The organism is Zooshikella sp. RANM57, from assembly GCF_050749885.1.
Classification (GTDB): domain Bacteria; phylum Pseudomonadota; class Gammaproteobacteria; order Pseudomonadales; family Zooshikellaceae; genus Zooshikella.
Map to the genome: position 1 here is coordinate 276,261 of NZ_JBOIUB010000001.1, position 26,271 is coordinate 302,531.

General features: G+C 45.9%; 1 protein-coding gene (cut by a window edge). It reads left to right on the plus strand.

All coding sequences use genetic code 11. The features are described 5' to 3' along the window. Window positions 1-26,270, plus strand: the 3' portion of a protein-coding gene (locus ACQ96U_RS01065) for an Ig-like domain-containing protein (protein WP_431719372.1). 18,880 nt of this gene lie to the left of the window's left edge; 26,270 of the gene's 45,150 nt are visible here — the last part of the coding sequence; its start codon lies off the left edge, out of view; its stop codon occupies window positions 26,268-26,270. The last annotated feature ends 1 nt before the right edge of the window (window position 26,271 follow it).

The following is a 26,271-nucleotide window of genomic DNA, read 5'->3' on the forward strand; positions in this document are numbered from 1 at the left end:
ATACCGATGCTGGGGTTTTAGCCAGTGAAGTAAGCTTGCTACAAGCCAATGGCAGCCCATTGAATACCAGTGACTACCAACTTGAAGCCAGTAATACCTTGGATGGCGGCCAGCTGGTCATCACCTTAGCGGATACCTTGAGTTACAGTGGGGCACTGCAGTTGCAGGTGTCATCGGCTTTTGTTGATTTGCAGGGACGAAGTTTAGCCAGTACGATTGATCAAGCGTATGTTATGAATGACCAACGCCAGCCAGCAATTAAAGACATTAAGCGTCTGGTGGCTGGTGAGCAACAGCGGCATTACTTCCATGGTGATGGCTCAGAGCAGGCGGTCATTACCGGTAAATTCTTTGGTACGGATGTGGCTAATCTGCAGATAAAACTTGGTAGTCAGACGCTCAGTGTTGGAGACATTGTTGATGCGACCGATAACCAGCTGACGATCAACATACCTTCGCTCGCCATGGCAGATGCCAGCCAGTCAATCCCACTCACGGTAAAACGTCTGGATACCAGTACCCAAGCCACTCGCTATGGCGCACTGGTTATTTTACCCAAACAGCAGATTGTTGACTTCAGGCCAAGAACCGGTCCACCTCAAGGGGGGAATTGGGTTGATATTTATGGCCTGGGTTTCAGCCATCAAACCCAAGTGCGCTTTGCGGATGCGGTAGCCGGTGATGTACAGGTATTAAGCAGTCGCCAGCTGCGGGTAAGAGCGCCTGCAGGCAGCTTTGGCGATGTAACCCTGCAAGCGAGTAATACACTGTTCCCTGGTGAATTGGCACAAAGTACCGATACGTATTTTTATACGGGCACTGGTACCGGCAGTACTGAGTTAGCCAGTGACCGTGCCAGCCCCGTCTCGAAAGTACTGGCCTGGGATCAGATTCTTTATGCCGTAACTGGCGGTGGTATGGATGTAGTCAACCCCCAAGGCAATGTCGTCAAACGGCTGACCAGTAATGTCGCGCGACTCTCTGTATTTGACTTGTCTGATCCAGTACGGCCAGCACTCATTGAAAAAAATATCGCTGATCAAACATTACCCTATCATTTTGCTGTGCCTCAGGGGTTACTCCCTAATGGCTTTAGCGCTATGAAGCGTGTTGACGACAACCTGTATTTGGTTGGTGGACAGCAGTTGTTTTATTTTGATGTCAGCTTACCGGCTGAGCCACAGTTGGTTGCTCAGTATCCACTAAGAGGCACAGCTTCAGACATAGCAGCGTCAGGGCATACGCTTTATATTGCTACCCAGGCTGGGCTTCAAGTGTTGCAATTGGATAGCCAGCAGCAGCTGGTTGAGTTGACATTCATTGAGGCCCAGATCCTGGGAGGACAACCCGATTTACTCTTCTTTACCCCAGAGCAGTTGTGGATAACATTGCCTGAAGCCCATCAGGTTAAAGCGTTAGCGCTAAATTCAGGAACCTATCAACAACAGCAGGTGGTGAATTGTCAGGATATGGGGGGAAATACCTTTATACCTCATGGAATCCTGGTTACAGAGGATCTGCTGTGGCTAGCCAGTGGCCGGAATGCTTCGGTAGTGGCCTATCTACCTCAGCAGGATGGTGATTATTCAGCTGTGGCTTCACTGAACTTGAAGCAGCTTGAAAAAGGCGAGTTACTGGCCAGTGAGTTGTGGCTACAGGGGCAGTACTTGTATGTCGTGGCAGGGCAAGGGGATATTCAGGTATTTAATGTGGCAGACTGGTTAGCCAGCCGTTTTAGTCAACGACCCGAATTAGTACAAGCCTATGGGGTAACCGGTAATGTCACCAGTCTGGCCGTTACCGCTAAAGCTTTATACGCGGGTACGGCATTACTTTATGAGGAAGGCGAGGCACGGGAAAACCCTGTCAGTGATGAAGTGATTCCCAAGATTAACCATATCGGTGGTGGGATTAATACCATTCTGCCCTCACAGCTGATGGTTATTGATCAGCAGCCTGCAGCACGGCGCTTATTAGCGGTAGACGGTACAGTGGCTGTTCAGTTTAATCGACTACTTGATCCTTCCCAGGTGAGCAGTGCCAATGAGCAGCTCTTCAGTCTAACGGTAGCTGGTGAGACTAATCCTGTAGCGGGTTACATTTCGCAGCGGGTGAATAATCAAGGCTCATTGTTAATTTTTACTCCAGCCCAGCCCTTACTGGCAAATAAACAGTATCAAGCCAAGGTTGCCTCCGCCTGGCAAGATATTCAGGGGCAAACCTTAGATCAGGATTATGCTTTTGTGGTGACTACAACCGATGCTACACAGCCTGTGTTGCAATCTGTCGATAATGGAGCTGGGAGTTGGCGTGGTGGGCAGACGTTAACCTTATCTGGCGATGGGTTTGGTCTTGATACCCAGGTTTGGGTAGGGGATGTACTGTTGCCCCCTGAAAATATTATTGAAAATGCGCCCAATAGACTGGTCATTCAGCTCCCCAGTTATGGGTTGGCACAAGAACAAAATCGGGTAGTCAATATTAAAGTCGCTAATGGCCCCTTGTCCTCCACGTTAACAGCGGTTTATACCTTTATCGCTGATCCTCAAATTGAAGCCATTGGTGCCTGGGTGGATGGCCGACTTCAGTCAAACCAAAAGACCTTTGTCTTTAATAGTGGTCAGCCATTCGCCATTCAGGGTAAAGGATTATCAGCACAGACCCAGGTAAGGATTAATGGCGTACGTGCTGCGCAGGTTCAGTTGGTCAGTAGTAATCTGTTAAAACTGACTATCCCTGCGAATGTGCTGGGCCAACTGCAAGTCGCAGTGAGCAATGATGGTTTTAAACAGGATATCCAGCGGGATACATCGCTACAGGTGCGCTTACAAGGCCAGAAACAATTACTGGCGGTTAGTCAGGTAGCACGCTGGCAAGATCTACTGGTGACGGCACAGGGGACAACCCTTAAGGTGTATAGCACAGCAGGGAGTGCAGTACCAGTGTTACTGGCAGAGCTTTCACTGCCAGAGTCACCTGTGGCTATCGCCTTAAATGACAATAGCTTGGGAGTGGTACTGCAAACGAGCCAAGACGTTTTAGTGTACGACCTGACCAATGTGTACCAACCCAGTTTACTCAACCGGCTGGTTCATGTCGCAAGCAGTGATAACAGTTCCCAAGCGACTCTTTCTACGGCACCAAGTAACCTCTTGATTCGCGGGGTTAACCTCTTACGCCAGCGAGGCGATCTTCTCCAAATAACTACCCTTGATGGTCGTGATTGGTTGTCGTTGAATTTGCGTAATCAGGGAGAGGATTTGCCAGTGTTGGGTCTTGTGGCTACCGATCATTATTTAATCGTTGTTAAAGCGGGATGGTTAGAGTTACGACAACTGACCCAGCCAGAAAACCTTGTTGTTGCTCAGCCTATTGCAGCTCAGACCTTACAGCAGTTATTAATGAATGCTCACCGCGTAGGACTGGTCAGTGGCAATACACTGTATGTCTATGATATTGCATCGCTCATTACCGGATTGGCTGAGCCTCTGTTGGGTGCTGCAACAATACCTGAGGCTTCTAGTCAGGACCACTACGCTTGGAGTGGTGAGCTGTTGGTGCAGTCCCAGCAGGGACACATCCGCTTTTATGATATTGGCTTTGACGCATCAGCTGCGGATTCACAACGTTTACAGTTGGTGACCATGACCAGCCCGATGGCTACAGGTTATTACTTAAAAGGGCTACAGCTAAGCAGTACCTTATTGGAGTGGTGGGATAACAATGCTTTTTATTCCATTGACTTACCCTTTGTGCTGAATCATCAAGCTCAACCAGAGCAGCTTCTCAGTGAGCAACAGCCACTGCAATTAAGCATTGCCCAGCCTAATCAGTGGCGAACAGTCAGTTACCAGTTAGCCAATGTTCAAAGTAGTGCGGATTTGTCTCATGCTACCCGGCTGGATGGACGTCAAGTAGTGGTTGAGCCAACAGGCTCGGCGTTTGCGGTAGGAGGACTCTATCAGTTACGTTTGGTCAACGAGCCTGCGCAAGTGGTACAAGGGGTGAGCTTCCAACATGATATTCCCTGGCGTTTAACAACGCAGCCTGTCCTGGGACGAGCACCGCCGCAAATAACCAGCATCAAGCCCACCTTGGCGATTAAGGATCAGCCCTATACGTTTACTTTACGTGGCAGTGGGTTGACAGATATATCCTCACTACAGCTGGGCACCTTGCAGCTAGCGCAACAACAACTCATCTATGATTCACAGCATCAGTCATTAACCTTTACCGCCGCACTTCCTAATCCAGGTATTCAAACCTTGCAGATTAACGCTGCACAGGGTGTCCAGCATGTTCCTGCCGCCGTCAATGTGGTATCTCCATTAGTCATCACTCAGGTTAAGTCCAACTATATGGGTGGTGCTGATCAGGTCAGTAATCAAGCCGGGCAGCAGATTACTGTTGATATTAGTGGCTATTCATCGGATGTCACCTTGCATTGGCTCCCCCAATCGGGGGGCTATCAGGTGAGCTCAAGTAATCAAGTTACTTATCAACTTCAGCAGCTTACAGGTGGGCAACCTGCGAGCTCGACGCAACTAAAATTCTTAACACCTGCTAGCACGGCTGGTCTGCACTATCAGGTTGTGGCTCAGCGTACAGTTCCCTCAGTTTCAACCACAACGGTTATTGAACGTTATACCGCCACACAAACCTTACGGGTAGTGGATGATACCGCCCCCAATATTCAACTCGCCCAGCCATTAACACCACAGCAACCAATGAGAGTTCAAGCGGGAGAATCCATACAGGCTAGTGGGCCAAGGGCGTTTAGTGTTACTAAAGTCTTTAAGGACTATCAAACCCATAGTTCACCTCAGGAAGATATTTCAGCTCGGTTTGCTGATTTACAAAGCCAAGGCAATCAGTTGCTGCTCCAGCTGCGGCCTGGCCAAACATTGGAGTCCAATGCTTTTTATGAAGTGAAACTGTTTGGGCTACAGGATCAGTATGGCAATGCGGCAGCGGATAACGCATTGGTGAGTCAAGGTACGTTGACCACGTTCTATCAGGCGACTGACTCACTGCCCCCTGATACTCAATCGGTTACCCTGTTGAATCGTGCCGATAGCGTGCCCGTGACGAGTGCAACGTTAGTGAAAACAGGCAGTCGCTATCGTTGGCAAGTTCAAGCGAATGATAATTACCTGACCTCGGATAAACTTCGCTATAGCTATCGTCTGTCTTTTGATGGTGGGCAAACCTATGCAACCAGCTGGCTTTCAGCTAGCCAGGGGGTTGTTGATGTTGAAGTGCCTGCAGGCACCGTGGGTGTGGCGTTGAAAGCCATGATCAGCGATGGCAAGCAGGGTATTGAAAAGGTTTGGCAGTTTGCCGCAACCGATCCCAGTTTAACGCTACAGCGTATTACGATGACACCTTCACCGGCAGAGGAACGGCAGCAAAGTCAGATGGCTTTTGAATTATCCGGTGATGTGGACTTGATTCAATCTGCTTCAGTACTCATTGAAAATGGCCTGCAGTCAAACTGGCAGCCAGTCACCATAGACCCTGTTACCCATCAGTTAACCTATACCTTGACCCAGCCACGATTGGCGGATCTTCCTGGAAGTACGGCAGGCAGCAGTGGTCAAACTACTCGGCAAATTCCCATCAGTTTACGTTTGCAGTTAGGTAATACGGGCACCTCGCAATTGCTGACATTTACCGATAGTTATGTACTAGGTCCCGATGCCACACCACCCCAAATCAGTATTGTCAGTCCTCTAGAAGGTGAGCGGGTAGCGAAAGGGCAAACGTTGAAAGTACTGTTTAGTAGCTTTGACCAGTTTGGCATTGATCGTATTGAGGTTTGCATCAATGCTGCTGATGCTCAAGCACCTTTCACAGATAGCGGGGCTTGCCAGACACTGACCGGCAGCAACCAGTTGACATTACCGGTGGCTGAGGATGCACCTGCATTATTGCGTTTACAGGCTCGGGCCATTGATTTAAATGGGTTGATGAGTGATACCGCTACCGTGCAATTAGCCACTGTGGATGCCAGTGATACGTTACCTGAGTTAGCCATTGTTGCGCCTACTCAGGGACAAACATTTTATAGTGGCGAAACCCTTAATCTGTCGCTACGGATGGTGAACATGGCACAGGCTGAGTTACACGTCGCGTTAGCGGGTGATGCTCAGCATCCTAATAATCCTGCACCTATCACTATCAGCAAAGTAAACTCAGAAACGGACTATGTATCCTATGCCCTCACGTTGCCTGAGGTGACAGAAGGCATGGTCGCTGTACTTAAGTTGACGTCAACAGCCAGCAGCAACTTAGCATTGCCCCTTGTTAGTCAGCAGTTAATTAATGTTTTACCCGCTCCCGGAATCAGTGCGGTTCCTGCCATTAACGTCATGCCTGAACATAGGGTGTTGTCAGGCAGTGAACTATTGGTCCAGGTACCTGTGCCTGATGCGATGGTTGATTTCAGTAATGCCTCGAAGGTTGATGTTTCGGGACTGGATCAAGAGAGATCCTTCGGGTTTAGTCAACAATGGCAACACTTAAGCATAGAGCCTGGGGATGGCGTGATCGATATTGCTGCAACACTTCAGAATCGAGCGAATCAGCAGGTTAAGCAACAGCATTCAGTGCAGCGGATGAATTATCTTGCGGAGCAAGCTACGGTCTATTATCAGTCAGACGCTGCAGGTTATGCACTTGAGCAGTTGGTCGTGGTACCCGGTTATCGTCCTGATCCATCAAGTTCTTCCTCTTCAAACAGTACCGAGCCTGTACAAGGGCTGGTTTGGGTGGAAAACCGTTATCAAGGAGGCTATCAGCTTCGAGACCAACATCAAGTGTTGTATACCTCGTTGCAGGGGCGTCTAAAACAATTGACCTTTACAGGTACGGGGTTAGTTGCTGTTGAAACATCGGCAGATCAGCAGCAGTTGCTGTTTTGGCCATTACGCTCTAGTACGCTCTCAGGCAGTTCTGGCTCAGTAGGTCGATTTGGTCCACCGGTTAAGCAGCCTTTCTTCGCTGAGTTATTGGGCGGAAATGGCGACTTTATCTTTACTCGTGCAGGTAATGTCATTAGTGGTTTGCAGTACCGCCCAGGCTCAGCATCACCAGGACTGCTGTTGCAGATCTATGGCAAGTCGCTCAGTGGGGATATCCAACATGTGGTCGTTGCTGAGCAGCGTGTACTGGTACTGGTTAAGCAGGAAAATCAACCCTCGGCGCTTGTTATGCTGACACCTGCTGCAGGGCAGCAGCTGCATATGGCAGAAGTGAGCCGTCAGTTAGTCAGTGACTTGGTACTTGCTGAGCAAGGTGCCAACAGCGTTGATGATTGGCAGGGTATGAGTTGGCTTGGCAATGAACTGTACCTGTGGCGAGATCAGCAACTGCAGCGTATTCATTTGACTGACCCAGCACAGCCTGGCCGTTGGACACGACAAAAAATCACACTCCTTGGCGATGTTCAGCAGATTGCACATGATGGGTATTTACTTTGGGTCTTGACTGAAAGTGCTTGGGGTAACTATTGGGAAGTGTGGCATCAAGCAGAAAGGGTTGGATTGATACCGCATACGGCTAATGAAGTATTAATCACGGCACAAAACCTGTTTAAAGCAGATGCAAGCAAAATTACCCAACAGACCTTACTGACCAGTGCAGCTCAATTAAGCACCCTGGATTTTTCTGAGCCTGATTTAGAAGCGACTACCATTGAGCGCTTGGCACTCCCCGGTGGATGGTTGTTGACAGGCTTGCCTGCTGCGCCCCTGCAAACAGCTCAGCAATGGTATATCACGGATCAGCAACAGCAGAGGTTGCCTGCCCAGCAATTATCCGTTACCTCTGAACTCAATCAGATGTTGGTGAATATATTGGGTGCTAGTGTGCCCACATTGCCTCTTTCAGCTTCGATTCTATGGTTGCCTGCTCAACAAACTGAACAGAATATCGTTGTCCATGGCCTTACTCATAACCAGCATCTCCAGCAAGCGTTGACGCTTCCTGGTAGTTCAAATACAGACTATCAATGGGTTCAACCAAGCCAGCGGCAAAGCTTAGCAGAGCAAGGGCACTTACCCTTGGTGTTAGGTGCACCACAAGGTAGTCCTGCATTACAGCAAGTCCAACTCAATGATCAGTCATTTACCCCAACCTATGACATCTGGGGTCACTATTACCTCGACTGGCCTGCAGTGGCATCAACGGGTGAGACCATGTTGTCGATGCAGCAACCACTGCAACAGCAACAGGTGGTCGATACTGTAGCCAATGAGTCGCTAGCCAATGTTGTCATTGCTGGGGTAGCGAATAATGAGGTACACACTGAAGGTAGCGATGTTCAGTTATCGGTCAAAGTGACAGGCTTGGATGATGCTTTAATCCAGCAGGGTATGACGGTTCAGGATCTGCAGTTGCGCCTGGAAGATTTTAACGGTGCTGTGCTCTTTGGTGAGTGGTTAACTGATACTCAACTGACACAGGTACTTAATGGTGGGGTGGCCTGGCAATGGCGGCTGCCTCAGGTTGAGCAGCAAGCCAGCTACCGTATCAAGGCCCGCGCCTATATTGGCCAGGCACATTACTTAACAGAGCAGGAGGTTAATCTCCGGGTCATTCCACAGGTAACCCTTGCCGAGCCTGAGCTATTACCTTTGCCTAATCATACTTATGCCGGTAGTACCTTGAGCCTGGCCTTTAGACCAAGTCAAGCAAACCAGGATGATCGTGCGGTACAGAAAAGTATTGCGATTTATGATGAGCAGCAGCAACTGCTGCAAGCGGGAGGGGAACAGTTACGTTTTACTGTGCCTGCGAACCTCCATCAATTAACAATAGTGGCAACCGTTGATGATGGTTTGGGCAATCAGCGCCAACAGCGTTGGCAGGTGAGTGTCAGAGCTACCCCCCAGTGGACCGTAGCGGCTGAGACGCTGCCATTTGATGCGTTTCTACCGATAGTGGGCGGTTACTGGTACAGCCAGGGAGTTGCATTACACAATCATCAAGGCCAGACGTTTACGGCTAATGGCAAGTTGACAGCCCTGAGCAGTGTGGGTAGTCAGCTGGCTTTGGCTGAGCAGGGCGTTGGTATTACGCTGGTGGTTATTGAGGACGACAAGATGGTCCGGCAAGGACACTATCCGTTAGCGGGACAGGTGCAATCATTGGCCAGTAATGGTCGTCAATTACTGGTGGCACAGACTCAGCGTTTAACGCTGTTGGATACCGATAACTTCAATGCATTAGCAACGAACACACCCTCCACCTGGATATTTGAAGAGCCAATATTAGGTGTACAACGTTATGGCAATGACTTCTTGTGCTTAACACAACAGCGACTCTGGAAAATAACGGCACAGGGGCAGCAGGTTAAACTGCTCGATGCACCAAGTCAGCTTTCGGGTAATCGCTTCAGTGCTATGGCGGTGTACCGCGAGGCTATTTATTTAGCACTGACCAATGTCTCTGCAAGTTATCAAGGGCTTGTCAGATGGGTGAGTGGTCAGCCTCCTAAACATACGCTGTTACCTGTTAATGCCAAGCGCTTATTTGCACTATCAGGTCAATTATTAGCGCTTGATAGTCAGCAGCAAACCGTGCAACAGATAGACATTAGCTCACCTGATGCCCTACAGATAACCGCAGAGTGGCCTATTAACTTGATTGCAGATACGGCCCTGACAACGAGTGCGTTAAGCCAAGGCAAGCTGTGGCTTGGAGGCGAGACAGGCCAGGTACTTGAGTGGCAGCGGACGGGTGACTACCAAACTCAATTAGTCACTTCAGCTGCGCTATTTGATGCAAGTTACTCTGCGCCAGATCACTTACTACCACAAACAGAAGCATTTCGTGGTGTGGTGAATGATGTGGCGCTTGCTGGAGGAACCCCACTATTGGCGGGAGGTCACTGGGGAGCTGCCTGGCTTACACCGATGATACAGGCAGGTTGGCAGCTTAATGCATACCCCTCTCAGGCCTTTACCCAAGCGACACAACAAGTAGCTGCCAATGCAGACTTCCAGTTTATGGCTCAGCCTGATTTACAGCGAATACTGATCCAGCACCGGCAAACCAATCAGGTTCGAGAATTTATCCGTAATATTGATCCTAAGGCGATGGTGGTCACAGCCCACTATTTAATCGTTGCGTCAGGGAGTGAGTTATTTTGGCTACCGTTACCCGCTGCCGGGCAACCCTTTAACGCAAGTCCTTATACTACGGACTCAGCACCTCATCTATCGCTGAGTACCGCTGCAATACAGCAACTCACGGCGAGTGCACAGGGCGTAGTGGCGTTATTGGATAGTGGACAGTTATGGTATGTGATGGAGGCAGTGACCAGTATTGGACAGCAGCACCCCTGGCAACCTCCACAGTTAATCAATGAGGGACAGGTTGATCAGCCAGTCACCATTGCACTGGGTGATGATGCACTCTGGCTTGGTAAAGGCAGCCTTATTCAACGCCTGGATTTAATCACGCGTCAACGTCAAGACATACCACTGAATCAGTTATTGTTGAGCTATTTAGTTTATCAAGATGGCTTGGTGTGGCTTGCGGCCCAACAGGCTGATAATACTGGGCAATATTGGGTTCAAGCGCTAGACACCCAACAACAGCAACTCATTGCGGACAGCCGGCTCAGTATCGATAAGCCGATAACGGCAATGGCGATTGATGCTAATCAGTTATTGCTTGGTTATGGCGTACAAGGCGCGCAGTTAATTCAAATTCCTGAGCGGGTTCTAACCGCCAGTGCCAGTCGGCAACAACCCTTACCACAAACAATCACTCACCTTGATGCGCCTTTGCCTGTTCATTTTGTGCAAACCCAAGGTATCGCTGCAGCGGCTATTTACGCGAATGATCAGCTGATTGCCCATTGGCATCAACCACCCTTTAGCGGTGACGTGCGTTTACCACCTTGGTTACCGACAGGACAGTCAATGCAGTTGAAAACGGTAGTTGAAGATATCAATGGGCGGGTGATTAGCACTACTTCAGAACCCTTCTTGGTGCAGCTGCCTGCCCAGCCTGGTAACAGCTTCAGGGTTCAGGCCTTATTTGCAGAGCACAGTTGGGCACCTGCACCATTTGTGGCTGAAGCCATTATTCAGCAAAACCAACAGCCCATTGCTCAGGTGTTATTCCTGCATGCTGAGCAAGCGACAGGACCTTGGCAGGTTGCACAGTCTTTGATCGGTGCGCCTTATATCTATCGCGACCAGTTGACCACCCCTGCAGCGGGTGCCTACTTGAAAGTGAGGGCGGTCGATGTATTTGGCAATAGTGCTGAAAGTGAACCTCAGGTGTTTTACCGTCATGAAGATAATCGGCCACCCACTATTTCATTTACAGTGGGTGGTGCAGGCACTCAGCAAACCAGCAGTAACCAGGATGAAGTCACCGCACAAGCCACATTGGGTGAGTCATACCATTTCAATGTGTCGTTAACCGATGCTGAAAGTGGTATTGAGCAGGCGGTGTTAAGGAAAGATGGGCAGGTGATTGCGGCGGCCTTTGGCGGTCAACCGCTGAATTATGAAGCGTTACCCAGTGCCGTCGGGCAAGCAGAATATCAGCTGGACGTTCGAGATAAGGCGGGTAATCAACAGCAGTTGCGTGCCATCGTTACCGTCGTAGGCGACCGTTATCCAGCAATTGAGGCATTGGCAAGCAGCCCATCCTCACAGATTTATGAGCAACAGCCATTCTCAGTCATAGTATCTGCCAGAGACGATATTGCCATTCGCCAACTCCAAGTGACATGGAATGGTCAGACGCAAACCATCACGTTTGATAAGCCCGTACTGCAAAATTATAAATTGACCTTAAGTGATGCAAGGACTGAACGCTTAACACAAGCCATTACCGATACGTTGACAGTACAGATCACCGACAGCAAAGGACAAAAGGCGCAACAGACGCTTTCCTTACAAGTACTGCCAGACCCCATACCTGATACGAGTCGTGTTACGCTGAGTTATCCCGCACAAACGGTATATGGTGCGACAATTGCCGTTAATATGCGACATCTTAGTCAGGCTGATGCGATGGCCGATTCGCTAAGGCTAGACCTGCTGCAGATGACTGAAACAGGGAGCAGCGTGTTGACCTCGCTGACCAATCGCAGTGGTCAGTATGATAACTACACACACTATGTCCGCTTACCCGTACAGCCCTTAGCTGATCACCGTTTCCGCTTTAAGATTGTGCTGACTGATCGGTTAGGCCAACAACAAGTGGGGGCTGAGCAGCAAATTGTGCTGACTCAAGCACCCACCACTTTGGTGTTTACCCAAGTGGTTAAAGAAGTCAACGTAGGTCAGGCGCCGGTCTACCAGGTTCGGGTGACGGATGCGAATGGTACGGGTGTGGTGGGCCAACGTGTGCTGTGGGGATTAAAGGATTTAACCAGTGGTTATGTAAGCCAGCAGGGTACTTATTTAACCGACAGCGAAGGTTATGCCAGCTTAACGTTGAATACCTCACGGCAGGCTAAGGCTTATGAGCTACAAGCCTCACTGGTGGATTACTCTGCCATTGTCATGGTTCGCCAGCCAATTGAAGTGCAAGCAGGTGCCGTGGCTGAGCTTCGATTTAGCCACTTACCCGCAACGGCGGCAGGCGAAAACCTGGGCATTACGGTGCAGGGTGTTGATGGTCAAGGCAATCTGGTAACAGACGATAACCGGACGCAATTCCTGGTCCGTTTACCTAATACCCAGTTCCAGTGGATACCCAGTGAGCAGCTAGTCGTTCAGTCAGTCATTGAGGGCAGTCAAACCCTATCACAGGCACGGGTAACCCTTGCCAATGGACAAGCGCGTTTAGTATTGCAAGCAGCGACTCAAGCTAATCGTTATTTATTGCCGCTACAGACGGCTCAAGGGCAAGGATCATTGCGGTTCAGCTATCAGTTGGATGCCCACCAGCTGGCTTATCAGATAACGTCCCAGTTACCCGTTTACGTGATTGCTGCAGCCCCAGCCAAAATCATGCTGGCAGATGAACAAGGTCTGCCACAGGCCTCTGGAGATGTGGCAGAGGTAGATACACACCATGATATTGGATTGCAGTTACGGTTAACCGATAGGTTCGGCAATGTGGTTGCCAGTCAATCATCATTGCAGGTACCCGTATATACCACCGATCCTGCTCAAATCAATCAGCAGGGGGTTACCAGTCTCATCGCATTAAATCAGGGACAAGGCCTATTCAGCGTCGCCAGTGAACAGTATGGCGAGGCGACAGTGGCTATTGGCTTAGTTTCCGGTGAAGAGCCTCCTGAATTGACAGGCATTGACCATAGTAGTGTGTTCCGCATTCAGTTCAGTGCGCAGCCACCAGAGGTCAGTCAGGCATTGGCAACTAACCAGCAAGGCACCAATGATATTCAGTTTATATTCACCTTTGATGAGCCTATTGAGCTTAGCAGTGCTAATGGAGCTGCAATCGTATTACGGCCAAAGGCGGGAGATACCATCACGGATACGCCATTGTTGGGTACTGTAAACTTGCAAGGCAGTCAGCAGCTGGTATTTAGCCCTGCAAGTCCAGTGGCACTGGGGAGCTGTTATCAGTTTGATACCACTGATTCAACGTTAAAAGCACAAGGTCGGGATGAATCGATTAAAGCGCAGCAGGGTGAAGTGTGTACCCCCCATCTACTTTGGGATTATGGGAAGAATATCAGTCTATCGGCCAGTCAACTGACTGATCCAGCATCTGCGCATAGTCCCGCACAGTTAACGCTGGTTGACCCATTATCAATTACCGCACCACTGAGAGTTAAGTTACCTTATCAGCTGGCTAATGGCTTAAATCGGTACCACTTTACCAACCTAAAAATGCATATTGGATCAGCCACACTAGGTGCTGAGACCGTTGCTGCTCAAGACTATAGCACCAGTGCCTGGCGCAACTTACCAGTAACCTATAACGATACAACCATTTCTGTTGAGTTACCGAAAGATTTACTGGAGCAACTTGCAGCACTGACACCAGCAGTGAATGCGAATGACCCTGTACTTATGCAGTTAAGTGGCGATTATATCGTCAATAATGAGCAAACTTTCAGATTGCGAGTAGGCCGCTTAGCGGCAGTGAATGTCTTTGCTGAATCCCAAGATACTGATAACGATGGGCTAATCAATGGCTTGGAAATCATGCTGGGGTTAAGACCTGATCAGGCAGACAGTGATGGTGATGGTAAAGCCGATGGTGATGAGGATCTCGACAGTGATGGTTTATCAAATAGTGCTGAGCTGGCCCAACAAACCCGATTAAATCGCTATGACACGGATGGTGATGGCTTGTCTGATGGTAGTGAAGTACTGACCCATAAAACCAATCCTCTACTGGCAGATACTGATAAAGATGGCATCAATGATGGTGAAGAAGTCAGGCGCATACCACCCACTTCGCCGTTATTAGCAGACACTGACAATGATGGCGTAAATGATCGTACTGAACTCGAAAACGGGCTTGATCCAACCCGCAATGATATGGCTGAGGACCTTGATAATGATGGCTTAAGCAATGGTGATGAAATTAAGCATGGCACTTATTTATCCAACTCAGACAGTGATTATGATGGTTTAAGTGATGGTCGTGAGGTTAATGAACTGGGGACTAACCCACTGTCTAGAGACACTGACGGTGACCAGCTAGCGGATGCCGACGATCCTGAGCCGCTGATTGCTGACCAGCAACCACCTCAGGTGGTGATTGCTCAACCTGCGGCTGATCAGCCGTTACTGTATGGACAGCAGGTGCAGATTAGTGTTGAGGTGACAGAGGCTGGACGCCTGGCAGAGGTGATGTTCCTGGTCAATGGGGTGCAAGTAGCCCGCCTTAATAAACCACCTTATCAGTTCGCTGTGCAACTACCCAGTGCGGGTAATCACGTTGAATTTGAAGTACAGGCACTGGATGTCAGTAATAACTTAGGCACCAGTGGATCTCAACCCCATGCCTTACAGGATGATCCATTAACCACAGTAATTGGTCAGGTCGTGGATGGCCAAAATCATCCATTGGCTAATGTGAGCGTGCAAGTGGCAGGGCAGTCAGCACAAACGGCACAGGATGGCTCATTTGTGATTACCCAGGTCCCCGTTGCCAGTGGTGAGCTGGTTGCGTTGGTTAGTGGACAGCTGGCTGGTCAGCCCGTTAATACGCTGAGTGAAGCTGTACAACCGGTCTGGGGTGGGACGACCCAAATGGGCACTATTACACTGCAGACGCCATTGGTGAATGTTGGCTATTTCAATGTGCGACTCAATGCAGGTCAATTGTATCAGCGGCAGATCATCGAACAGGCTGGCTTTAATGCAGTACTGTTGAATGACTTGCAGTCTACTAGCCTGGACACTCTGGATATGCTGTTCCTTGATATCCATGCCAATCAAGGCGAACTAAATACACAGCAACAGCAAGCACTCGCCGACTTTGTCGCGGCAGGTGGTGTGGCTGTTATTCATATGGCCTATTGGCCAAGTAATGCCTTGGACTGGTTGCCTGGCAGCCCTGCCACTCAGTTAATAAGTCGTTATGTCCACGATACTAACTATCCCTTTGACCGTTGGGATACGTTAGCAGATGGCAAGACCGGTCGCTTTATTCAATTAACCCAGTCATATGCTACTCGTTCTTATCTACCAAAAGACAGTCTGGCTGCAACAACACAGGCATTGATGTTCTGCGGCGAGCGTTATCAGCAGCAAGTTTCAGCGATTTTATACCCTCACCAACAAGGTTGGGTGTACTTCTCAACCATTGGCCTAGAAATAACGAATGAAAACTCCGTCGATCGGCAAACCTATGCGCCGAATGTCTTGGCATATGTCTATGAGCACTCACTGTTAGATTCTGATGAAGATGGCTTGGCTGATATCCGTGAGGTCAGTGCAGGGACTAACCCTTATCAAGCAGACTCTGATGGTGATGGTTTATTAGATGGCTTTGAGCAGCGCTTTGGTTTTAATCCTTTACAAATGGGAGAAGCAGATGCAGACCCAGATAATGATGGTTTAACCAACCTGGTTGAACAGGCTGCGAAAACCCACCCACTGCAAGCGGATACGGATGGGGATAACTTAGCGGATGGGCGCGAAGTTAATGAGATTCATAGCAGCCCACTGCTGGTTGATACTGATAATGATCGGCTGAATGATGATGTAGAACTAGCCAACGGTGCTGACCCCACTAAGGTTGATACTGATCAAGATGGCTTGACTGATTATGCAGAAATCAATCAGTGGTCAACGCGGCCGGATAAAGTGGACAGTGATGACGATGGCATCAGTGATGCGTTGGAGATCAATTATTTTGCAGAGTTCGGTAATAAACCGCTAAACCCAAATAACAGCGCTGATGCGGAAGAAGACTACGATAATGATGGCTTAACCAATAAACAGGAAGTGGTTGAATATCACACTGATCCCACCCAGGCTGACCAGGACGGTGATGGCTTATCCGATGGTGTCGAAATAGCCCAGGGTACCAATCCGGATAATCCTGACAGTGATGATGATGGGTTGCTGGATGGTGAAGATAGTCATCCGCAAGATGTTGATAATGAGTCCCCTCAGGTTGTCTTGTTACAACCTGCTGCTGATAGCCGCTTATTACATGCCCAGCAACTAGAGATCAAAGCAGAAGCAACCGATGATGGACGAGTAGCGACGCTGGGTATTTATATCAATGGCAGTTTGTTGCAGACCATTAATGGCGGAACAGCATCAATAACCTATACCGTTCCTGAGCAAATTGACACGCTACGTCTGGAAGTGATGGCGACTGACACCAATGGCAATCAGGCGACTTCTGGTGTGTTTACCTATACCGTGACAGATGACCCTGGTACTGAAGTGGTGGGCCAGGTGCTTGATGCGTTAAATCAACCAGTGGCTGGGGTTCAAGTCAGCATTGGTGCTCAGCAAGTGACTACGGACAACGAAGGCCGTTATCACTTCACCCAGTTAGCGGCTACCGCGTTGAGTCTGCAAGTGACGGCAGAAACGTTGTTTGGTAAACAGCTAATGACCGCAAAATCAGAACCTTTTGCACCTATACCGGAGGGTCAGGTTGAGGTGCCCGCCTTAGTTTTAAAACGGTCTGGCGGCTGGCAATTGGCGGAAGGATTGTCGGATGCAGAGGTGAGCTACCCTGATCAGGTGAGCTTTAATCATAACATTGTGGGAGGAGGTTATAATTTTGATTTGACTCGATCTGGCAGTATTGAAGACGGTAGCAGCGATGCGTTTGATACAGGGCATAGCCTTTCCGTCAACAACGTACTCTTTAGCATAAATGGCAATGCTCAAGCGCGACAAAATCAACGTGAAATTTACTACCCGACTCAAACGATAGGAGCACTGCAGGTTAGTCGTAAGGTTTTTATTCCTGAAGATAAACCCTATGCGCAGTATTTAGAGAAGGTTGTAAATAATACTGATCAAGTACAATCCGTACTGCTTAATATTCACGGTAATTTAGGATCAGATGGTGGTACCCGTGTTATTGAGACCTCTTCTGGGGACAGTACGGTTAATCAACAAGACTATTTCTTTATTACCGATGATGGCTCAAATGGCAGTGGTGATCCTGCTATTGGGCAGCTTTTTGGGTTACCAGAGGGACAACAACAAAGTGCACGACCTAAAGTCGTTCAACTGAGTGGTGACAGCTACAGTATTCAATTTGAGCTGTCTTTAGACCCCCATACTTCGTTTACTTTACTGCACTACATTATTCAACAATACAGTCGCTCTCAAGTTAAAGCGCTAATCAATGAACTATTAGCGGATGACCGCCAGTTACAGGCAATGACCATTGAAGAGTCGGCCATGTTAGTGAATTTCAATGTGTTATTGGATACTGACAAAGATGGCATTGCGGATGCGGATGAAGTACCTCTAAAACTCGACCCTTTTAATAAAGACAGTGATGGTGATGGCCTGGAAGATGGATTTGAACAGCGTTATGGCTTTAATCCACTGTCACCAACAGGTGCAGGTGAAGCAGATCAAGACCCTGATAATGATCAGCTAACTAATATTCAGGAGCAGGCTCAGGGAGCTAACCCAACGTTAGCTGACACAGATAATGATGGCTTATTGGACGGTGCAGAAGTATTAACTCATCACTCTAATCCAACACTTGCAGACACAGATGGTGATCAACTCTCTGATTTAGAGGAAGTACAAGCGGGTACTTCGCCTTCACTGGCTGATACGGATAATGATGACCTTACCGATTACGAAGAATTAAAAGACCACAACACTAATCCTCTACAAGCGGATAGTGATAATGATGGTATGTCTGATGGTTATGAGGTTAATCATAATTTGCAGAATGTTTTGGCAACGGATGATACGGATAACGATGGTTTAACAAATTTACAAGAATTTGGGTTAGGAACTAATCCCCGGTTAGCCGATACAGATAATGACCGATTGTGGGATGGTTGGGAAGTTAATCGTTATCATACTAATCCGCTGGTCAATGATAGCGATGGTGGGGGGGGATATGACAGTGATGAGATATTGGTTCATGGTACCGACCCGAATAATGCTGATGATGATCTTAGTACCTATGATACGGGTGGGTATTTTACGGATGAAAATGGTCGGTACTGGGAATTAAAAACTAATGGTGCAGCCGCTATTCGTTATCGCGGGGGTGAGTTTACTTATCTGCAATTAGCATTACAGGATAACATCATAAACTACAGTAACAGTCGTCAGCATTTAGGCTCTGATGGCCGAGAAGTGTTTTTTGGTATTCAATCTATTCATAACCTGCTTGTTGGACGCCGAACATATATCCCCAATGTGGGGGGTGCTTTTGTACGGCAGATGGAGATTTTGCATAACCCAACTGATGATGAGATAAATATTGCGGTCTATTTAAAAGGCCTGTTTTTTGTCACTGATACCTATACTGAAATACAAACAACTTCGGGTGATGATGTTTTAACCCTTGATGATGATTATTTGATACTAAGAAATAAAAACGATTCGTCTCACCCTGTGTTAGCCCATATTTTTGCTGGTCCTCATGTTACCGCAGATCCTACAGATGATACTTATGGACAAAGTAACGATCGAGATTGGTTGGTTGCCTTTAATGTCACTATTCCGGCTAAGAGTACACGGATTTTGACGCACTTTTTACGGCAAGAGGGCAGTGTTGAATTAGCCTTAGAAAATGCTAAACAAACACAGCGTTTTGAGACCGCAGCCTATAATTATTTAACGCCAGAACAGCAAGCGGCTATTGTTAATTTTTACGCCTATCCAGATCAAGATCAGGATGGTTTAAGTGATGAGCAAGAAATAGCATTAGGCACTGACCCCAATAATATTGATACCGATAATGACGGTATTGTCGATGGTAAAGATACTGAGCCTACTCAAGCTGATACTGAGTCACCCGTTATTTCAATTATTGAAAAACCTGACTCAGGTACTGAAATTTATGCAACTCAAACCATCAATATTAAAGCCAATATTACCGATAATGGTTTGGTAAAACAGGTTATTGTTAAATTAAATAATGAGCAAATTATTACTCGGGATAAAGGTGGGGAGCAGACCTTTGCTATTCAGCTATCCGAAGCGACCAGTCAGCAAATCGATATTATTGCGGTAGACAGTAATAATAACCAACAGCTTTCAACGTTGAATTTAACGATTAATCCAGACCCAGGAATGACTGTATCAGGACGTTTAGTCTTCAGTGATACGTTGAATGGTGAGGATATTATCCAGGGACTAAGGGATATTACCGTCAACATCATGAGTAAGGCTGCCAGTGAAAGTGGTGGGGAAGTTATTGATACCGCTGACTGGCCAAGTATTGTTACCAATCAAGATGGCTATTTTACCTTAAATCATATTCCTTCCTTAAAAGGAGAATTTGTCGTTGATATTAATGCTCAAATGGGTAACCAACCGATAGTTTGGCGTTCCGAGCTCATTACTCCAGAAGCGAAAAAACAATTAGCGTTAGGTGAAATTGAACCTAAGTGGCAAATTATTGATGGTGATTTTTTGAAAAAAATGGGTCAGTTTAATGTTGAAAGAAGACAATATGATTTAGCTGATGAGCAACTCATTTTTGATGTATTAAATGATGGAATAATTACTCATTTTTATGGAGAAGAGTACATGGCTTATTCTGATGATAAGCCGCAATTTTTACTAGGTAATGGTTCTGTCATTTTTGGTAATATCGTTAACGGGCCTATATTATCTCAAGATGAATATCAGCAGTTATTAACAACCAGGCCTTATCTTATTTTCTATGACGGTAAACAATTACCAAAACGTACCTTAAATTATGCCCTTGGTTTTGAGTGGGGTACAGAAAATAGTGGGTATAGTGAAACACCAGGACAAGAGTCTCCAAGTCCTATTCAAGTAATCACCCTTGACAATCAAGAATTGTTAATCACCTACCAGAATGTGCCTGATAACGTTCATTTTTCAATTAATCCTGGAGGCGGTGTTAAACCCAAAAATGTAGATGTGATGCGACTTCCTATCGGGTTAACCATTGATAAAAATACCGCCATTGAATTTAACTACCAAAATCCACAAACGGTAAATAAACGCTATATTCGCTTAGCACCATTAGCTGATGGTGGTTACTGGGTAACGTCTGGCAATTTTGGTGATCGATATTTAGTGGATAGTGATCGGGATGGTATACCTGATATTAAAGAAATATTGATGAGTTTAGATTATCAAAATCGCGATACGGATGGTGATGGTTTATTTGATGGTTTTGAAGTAGCGTATGATTATGAACCTCGGTTTATTGGTGAAGTTGGAAGTGAAGCTGGATTTGATTGGGATGAAGATGAATTAACCAGTTTACAAGAGCAGGAAGCATTAAGTGACCCATCAAGTCAAGATACGGATGGTGATGGTTTACTGGATAATGAAGAAGTCAATACACATAACACGTTACCTTACTCGCCTGACAGTGACGGTGATTTATTAGCGGATGCGGCAGAAATTGCCGTGAATTTAAATCCAAATCTTGCCGATAGTGATCAAGACGGTTTGGATGATTATGAAGAAAAAATGATTTATTTCACCAATCCCTTACAAGCTGATTCTGATAATGATGGCATGCCGGATGGGTTTGAAATTAAATATGAACTAACACGGACTGGTGCTGATGAGGATACTGATGGAGACGGTTTAACTAATAAAGAAGAAGTGACTCATGGTACAAACCCACGACAGCCAGATACTGATGGGGATTATTTATGGGATGGTGAAGAAATTACGGTAGGCAGTAATCCTTTATTGGCAAACTCTGATGGAGAAGGACGTCAGGATGGTGAAGAGATATTGATTGACTACAGTGATCCTAGCCAAGCTGCAGATGATCTTACACCTAAGGAACTTGTGGAAGGAACACTACAGTTTACACCGTTAGATCATATTCGTATTAACCGTGAAGGACGGTTGAAATTTGATAATAATTCGGTACTGACTGCCTTTGCTCAATTAACGCTTGGATTTGAAACAGCTAACTCTACTTTGTTTGATGATGATATAAGTCGTGAGTATGATGTTGTAGGTGCAGGTTTTGCTGAGGTTACCCTTGATAATGGCGTAACAAAAACTGAGGGATTGATTAATTTTAGGCTTCAACCAATAAATAATATTCGGGTAACACGAAAATTACAGGTAATTAATGATCAAACCCAATTTATTTCAGGTCTTCGTTATTTAGAAGTATTTAGTAATCCGACGGAGGCTATCCAACCTGTTCAGGCACGGATATATTCTGACTTTTATTCAGGTACCCAAAGTCAAATGATCACCAGTAGTGGTGATGATCAATTAACCGCAGAAGATCAGTATGTGATTTTCCAGGCTACGGATCGCTATGGTCAAAAAGCTTATTTTGCGCATGTTTTTGCAGGACCCAATCGAGACTTACGGCCTGCACAATCAACAGGCATTAGCGTTGATTCCAATAATGATTGGCACATTGATTATGAGTTAAATATCCCTCCCAAAAGTACTCGTTATTTGTTGCACTTTTTCTTAACCGCAAACAGTGTCAATGAGCTACAACAAATGGTTAGCAAAGTATTAACCATGCCAGAAACAGTCATTACAGGGCTGACAGCACAAGAGCAACAGCAAACGTCGAATATATTCGCATTTACTGATCAGGACTTGGATGGTGTGGCAGATGTTGATGAAGCAGGTCAGGGTACCGATGTGGCTAAGGCTGACAGTGACGGTGATGGACTATTAGATGCAGAAGACCCTGCACCACAACAAGCGGATAGTATTGCACCCAGCATTAATATCCAAGGTATTAGTGAGGGGCAACAGGTCATTGCAGGGCAAACACTCAAATTACAGGTTCATACGACAGATGATGGTCAAGTGGCACAACTGCAATTAGCTGAAAACAATACGGTATTACAGACCATCACGGATCGAGCGCAACTTAATAGTGAAGATGGATATTCAATTACCTATCAAGTACCTGATCAAGCAGGACAAACCGCTGCTCAACTGACATTTACTGTGCAGGATACAAATAATAATCAACAGACTAAAACTGTTAATTTAACAATTATTACTGATCCAGGTACAACGTTGACTGGTCGAGTCATTAATGAGTTGGGGCAACCGTTAGCGAATGTAACTGTGACGGTTGATGAGCAAAATACTGTTCAGACTGATACTGAAGGCCTATGGAAAATAGAGAATATTCCTGCACGGGTGAGTGAGCATCAAGTTCGATATTCACTATTAGCGGGTGGTTATACCTACACCAATCAAATAGTACTTAATGATTGGGTCAGTGGTGGAGAAACCCAACTTAATGATATGACCCTTACCTTCGCTGGAGAAGCAATGCCTGTGCTACGGGATACCAGTCAGCAGCAGCCTTCATCTCATCAACCTATAGGTGTTAAACAACCGGTTCATCGCAATGCACTATTACCCATTACACCGAAAAACTGCCGTATTTTTGGGGAGCCATGTCGGCAAGTATTAATTGATTTTGCTGGGATACTTCGTTTATTACCTGAAAGCGAAGCTGCCTTTACTTCAAGATCACCGTTCCTAGCTATTTTGGGGACACAGGAGCAAGCGCCAGAATCGGGTGATGTTTATTATTGGGAAGATAATCAGCAGTGGATACTTCAATGGCAGAGTATCCCCTTGCATGCTAATAATATCGTGCCTGTACCAATGTATGAGGAAGTACCTACTGTAGAAATATTTAATGATGATTTATTGCCTGGGGATGAGCACCCTCTTACTTTGTGGCTACGTAGTGAGTTGCCGCAATTGTTAGAAGTCGATCCTTCAGCTCCTCGAAATAGTTACCGATTGGAAATGAACAAAGATGGAACGATAAAACTTTATTATCAACAAGTTCAACTTGAGGATGGCTTCAGTGCTTATATTTCGCTAATTAAAGACTTTGATCGTTACGCATTAAATAACTACAGCTACCAGTTTGATTTTCAACAAGCAAATAATTCACTCTTTCCAAATAATGGTACGGCTGCTAGTAAGAATTATGTGAATACTTTCCCGCTTTCTGGCCATATTATTACCTATTTACCTGATGGGGAAGGTCATTACCGTATCACTACTCAACAAGCCTGCGTAGATAATGATCATGATGAAGTGTGTGATGGCCGAGAGTATTTGTTAGGCATGAACACTGAAAATCAAGACACTGATGGCGACGGGCTATGGGATAGCTTTGAATTAAAATATGGATTTAACCCATTAGTTGATGAAGGTATAAATGATCAAGATACCGATCAGGATGGCTTAACCACACTTCAAGAACAGCAGCATTTTGCTAACCCCAAACAAAAAGACTCTGACGGCGATGGTATTACTGATGGAGAAGAAGTTAATAGCCATCAAACCTTAGCATACTCAATACATAGTGATGAAGACGTATTAACGGACCAGGAAGAATTAGTATTAAAAACACAAGCCAATAATAAAGACTCTGATAATGATGGCCTAAGAGATGATTTAGAAATCATTCATTATACCAATCCCAAACTGGAGGATAGTGATCAGGATGGTTTAACAGATGGTTTTGAAATTAAATACGACTTACAACGAGCATTACCTGAAGACGATACTGATCAAGATGGTTTAACTAACTTGCGTGAGCAGGAGCTTAATACTAACCCTCGCTCTGAAGATACAGATCAGGATGGAATATCAGATGATCAAGAATTAATTTTTGAAACTAATCCAACTCAGTTTGATACGGATAATGGCGGGCGAGGTGATGCAGGCGAAATATTTGTAGATATTACTGATCCCTATAATGGGTTTGATGATTTTATCCGTGGTAACTCTTCCAAAATTTGTATTTGGCTGGATTATCGCTGCAGTCCCAATGTCTTTTTCAGGGACAGTGGTGGTGTTGTATGGGCACCGACAGTGCTTTATGGAGGGATTGGTAATGGTAATTATTATGATGGGAATGCTTGGTTTGATTTAGAATGGTTACACTTGAAATACAAAATTGGAGATGGTCTCATTACCAGTGAAGATAGCCAAAAATATACTTCAAACAAAGTAGACCAAAATGCTCGTGATCCAATAGTAAGTTCAATAACTGGGCGTAATCATTCTTATGGAGTAAGTCCACAATATCAACAGCTCTATTATCCTAAAGTTAATTTAACCAAGAAGTTATTTGCAACAAGAACAATAGATATTTCATCCTATGGGCTACCATTTGTTCGTTATATCGATACTGTTTCTAATCAAGGCCAATTACCACAAACCGTGACCTTAGGCTATGAATTAGGTGAGTTAATAGGTGGTGAAATTGGTGAAATAGTGGCAACATCTAGCGGTGATTTATCTTTTGATATTGCACAGGATCGTTATGTCATTAGTCAAACAGGTGAAACAAGTTACTTTATCTGGGTTTTTGCGGGGGGGGAATTAGTTGAAAACGATGGTATTCATACTGATCCTGTTTTAAAACCGTCTATTGATGAACGTCAGAGGGTAATTAATTATACGACTCATATTAACCCGGGAGCAGAAACTTCCGTATTACATTTTGTGGCTGCGACAGAAACAATCGAAAGTGCTAAACAGTTAGCCGATCAGCTTGTTATATTAGGGAAAAATGCTTTAGATGGTATGCCTGCTCAACTCCGTAATACGGTACAAAACTTTGCAATATGCACAGATAATGATAATGATCTGTTGTGTGATTATGAAGAGGGTACTTTTGCATCTACTGAAAATATGGATGCTGATAATGACGGTTATATTGATGGGTTAGAAAAACGTTTTCACTCTGAAATAAAAAATCCAGAATCGATTCCCGAACATAGTATTTTTGTAACGGTTCCTCAAACTGTTGGTAATAGTCGGCTTTATAAAGTTAATCCTCGTAATGGTGCTGCAACGTTAATTGGTGATACGGCTCATCAACAGATAGCTGCAATTGATACAACGGTAACTGGTGATTTAATTGGTCTAGCAAAAGCTGATTCCGCTGTTGAAAATTATCAGTGGATTACCTTTGAATTAGAAAGTGGTATGACATCCACATACTTTGGAAATAGTGGTATTCCTCTCTCTGGTGAAGAGTCTTATGAGGGCAACTCAGAAATCCCGACAATTGTTGAAAATACGTTTTATGTTAAAAGTGCCAAGGTTGCTACTGAAACCCCAATATCAAGTAATTCAATAACAGATATTCTTGTTTTGGGATTAAGCAATGGCGCTGATGGTTACCTAGCTGTTGATAATGTAAGTCGCTCTTCCTCAAATCGTTTGGGTATTTATGACATTGGAGAGCAATTAGTTGATCTGACTGAGCGAGATGAGAATGATGAGTCGTGTGGTCAAGCCATTGCTCAACGTGGTAATTACCCGCAAGCACCTGTTTATGTGATTGCTGAATGTAAGATGTTTAAAGTGGATTTAGTTAACCGTAAAGTATTGGCATTTAGCAACGTTTTATTCCCTGAAGTTATTGGTGAACAACCTAGGATTATCGCGATGGATTATCATCGTTGGCTTGATCAATTTGTTGCCATTATTACGGATAAAACACCAGAAAATGGACAAGCACGTACTTGGTTAGCCTTAATTGATCCTCGCTCAGGAAATATTCGGTTTATTGGTGAGACAGTCACGGGTGCTAATGCCATATCAGTATTACTTCCAGATGAAATAGTGAAGCATCCTGATAGGCCTGCATTTATATATTCAATGCCATATTAAT